General features: G+C 58.9%; 1 protein-coding gene. It reads right to left on the bottom strand.

Annotated features, from left to right (window positions below):
- On the bottom strand, window positions 1-704 hold a 704-nt coding region (locus tag ACYCAX_RS26550), incomplete at both ends, for an EF-Tu C-terminal domain-related protein (protein WP_460249214.1).

The following is a 704-nucleotide window of genomic DNA, read 5'->3' as shown; positions in this document are numbered from 1 at the left end:
TCCATGGCGATCGGAGCGATCAGGGTGACAACCATCTTAACGTTGTCGCCCGGCATTACCATCTCAACGCCTTCCGGCAGTTCGCAGTTGCCGGTCACGTCGGTGGTACGGAAGTAGAACTGCGGACGGTAGCCCTTGAAGAACGGGGTGTGACGACCACCTTCTTCCTTGGACAGCACGTACACTTCGCACTCGAACTTGGTGTGCGGCTTGATGGTGCCCGGCTTGGCCAGAACCTGACCACGCTCTACGTCTTCACGCTTGGTGCCACGCAGCAGAACGCCGACGTTCTCACCAGCACGACCTTCGTCGAGCAGCTTGCGGAACATTTCAACGCCGGTACAGGTGGTCTTGGTGGTCGCCTTGATACCGACGATTTCCACTTCTTCCTGAACCTTGACGATGCCACGCTCAACACGGCCAGTTACCACGGTGCCACGACCGGAGATCGAGAACACGTCTTCGATCGGCATCAGGAACGGCTGGTCGATTGCACGAACCGGCTCAGGGATGTACGAGTCCAGGGTCTCTACCAGCTTGCGCACGGCGGAAACGCCCATCTCGTTGTCGTCCTGGCCGTTCAGAGCCATCAGAGCGGAACCGATCACGATCGGGGTGTCGTCGCCCGGGAAGTCGTAGGTGTTCAGCAGATCGCGAACTTCCATTTCGACCAGTTCCAGCAGCTCGGCGTCGTCAACCATGTC

This window comes from Pseudomonas sp. MT3 (assembly GCF_054720805.1).
This window is presented reverse-complemented; position numbering and strand designations above follow the sequence as displayed.